Raw genomic sequence first — 2,161 nt, forward strand, 5'->3', positions numbered from 1 at the left:
GCAGCGGAGTTCAGGTGCCAAACGATACAATTGGTATTTTCGGTGTTGTAATTCAGGGCATACCAACCGCCACCGCGCTGAAGAACAATTCGCACTTGGTTATCACTGCCATAGCGTTCGAGTGCCCAACGCTGATCGGGGTTGTTCGTGCGGGCGTACATGGTGACTTTTTCACCGTTGTTGACCACATTATTTTCATGGTCACCGTTCAGGTTTACATACTTGCCACCATTATAGATTTCATAATAGTGATTGTACTGAAAAGCCATTTTATATTCTCCTGTTCTTTTTATTTGTTCCTCGGCAGGAACCTGTTTGAACGTTCATTAAGTAAAGAGAATAGGAAACACTTTTTGTAAGCCAATATCTGTGATGTCACCAATCTTTTTCAGGATGCTACGCTTTCACCTGCATACTTGCCTCTGAAGCTGCCCAAAGGATTTTCTACGTATCCTATGTGAGGAATAAGTAACTATGAAGAAATTAATTTTGTTATTTATTGGTAGTATTATACTTTTCAGTCTTTGGAAGTGTGTATTTTTTCCGTCCAAGGATTCCACAAGTAGTTCTGAAAATTTTCCTATCCCATCATCATCTTCAGATACCACTTCCAAAGAGCCAAATGAATCCGATGCCGTTTTGAAATCCTCCAATTCCATGCGGGAGTCATTATCGTCCTCTTCGAGTACATCTGACGAACCCTTTTCGACAGATGAGTCGAACGATTATAAATCCGAAGAACTTATTGATACAACAGCACAGAAATTCTTTTCAGTTCCGGAAAATCTTGCTTATTTCAAAATATATCTTGAAATTCTTGCATCTTATGTGTATGAGCCCTGTGAGATGTCAGGTCTTGCAAGTCATCAGATTATAGACCCAGCCATCTTTATGTGTAGCCGCAATTCGTTGATTATTGATAACTCGAATGGAATAATCACATTAAAAGAGTCGGATGTCGAAAATTGGGGAAAGAAACTTTTTGGCACTACAATCGACTTTAATCAGATTGATGAACAAAGGCCGTATGCCTTTTTTATGCAGTATGATAATGCGAATCACATAATTTCCGCACATTCTTTCTCCGATATTATCGCCGTCCGAGGCTATGGAGTAGATAGTGACAATGTTCAAATCCAAATAAATGGAACGACCATATATGTAATTGCTCCTATTTTAAAAATTGAAGATCGCGGTATTTGGGAAAATTACCACGTTTTGCGTTACACCTTTGAATTCCGAGACGCTGAAACAGATGCCCCATATTGTCTGCTTCAGAGCGTGGAATTATGTTCCTAAGATTGTGCTACGGGATCGTTCATTCGGGTTACTATTTGAGTTTTTCGCTTATAGAAAAACTCCTTCTGGAATTCTAACGCATAGCCAAAATTCCAGAAGGAGAAAGTTGTGGAACATTCTCAACAGAATTGAAATTGTTTTTTATCAATCTCAATGGTGTGTTTTATATCTTTTTAGTGCGTAATATAATTGAGCGGGTTCACCCAAATACCAGAATGATACAGTTCTTGAACAGTCGAGTTGTTGAAATAAGTCCCCGTTTTAACCTCAAAATGAAGATGAGATCCATCGCCATTGATAGCAACAACTTTACCAGTATTGCCAACATAGCCAATCAGATCGCCTTCCGCCACATATTGGTCGGCAGAAATCAAGCTAGTAGGCGCCTCGCGCAGATGGTAGTAACAGGTCATTCCGCAAGTGTTACCCTTGCTATCAAAATGTTCCAGAAAAACAGCATTGCCGATAGAGTCAACGGCAGCTTCGTTTGTGGATCCCTGCCAGCTATAGACGCGAATTACGCGCCCACTTGTTGCTGCATAAACAGGAGTACCCTTACTTGCAATATAGTCTACCCCGCGGTGCCCACCATCAACAAACTTCGTACTAATTCCGGAATAAGAAACAGGGCATCGCAGCGAGAGACCGTTGCCAGTTGCACTGTCGGGATTGGCACCAGGTTCCACGAAAGAGAAAATCTGATCATTATTGTTAGTAAAAGCCATCCACTTCAGAGAAGATCCCACAACAGTAAGGTACAGATTACGCTGTGCCAGTTTCAGACGATATACGCCACCGAAACTTACAGCCGGTTCCAGCGTAATAACGGTATCCTTGTCCGCAGCGGAGTTCAGGTGCCAAA

At 41.4% G+C, this 2,161-nt stretch carries 3 protein-coding genes; 1 reads left to right on the forward strand and 2 read right to left on the reverse strand.

Annotation, left to right across the window (positions count from 1 at the left end; translation table 11 throughout):
* Positions 1–269 (reverse strand): RICIN domain-containing protein (locus tag B5D32_RS15115; protein WP_143402817.1); only part of this gene is annotated, 269 nt, incomplete at its 3' end.
* Positions 270–474: 205 nt separating this feature from the next.
* Here B5D32_RS15115 and B5D32_RS15120 point away from each other — a divergent pair.
* On the forward strand, positions 475–1,299 hold the full coding sequence (locus B5D32_RS15120) for a hypothetical protein (protein ID WP_143402818.1): 825 nt from the start codon (positions 475–477) through the stop codon (positions 1,297–1,299).
* 173 nt (positions 1,300–1,472) lie between these two features.
* Here the strand turns inward: B5D32_RS15120 and B5D32_RS14565 are convergent.
* Positions 1,473–2,161: M23 family metallopeptidase (locus B5D32_RS14565; RefSeq protein WP_143402819.1), on the reverse strand; the 689-nt coding region annotated here is incomplete at its 5' end.

The organism is Gemmiger formicilis (assembly GCF_900167555.1).
Taxonomy (GTDB): domain Bacteria; phylum Bacillota; class Clostridia; order Oscillospirales; family Ruminococcaceae; genus Gemmiger; species Gemmiger formicilis.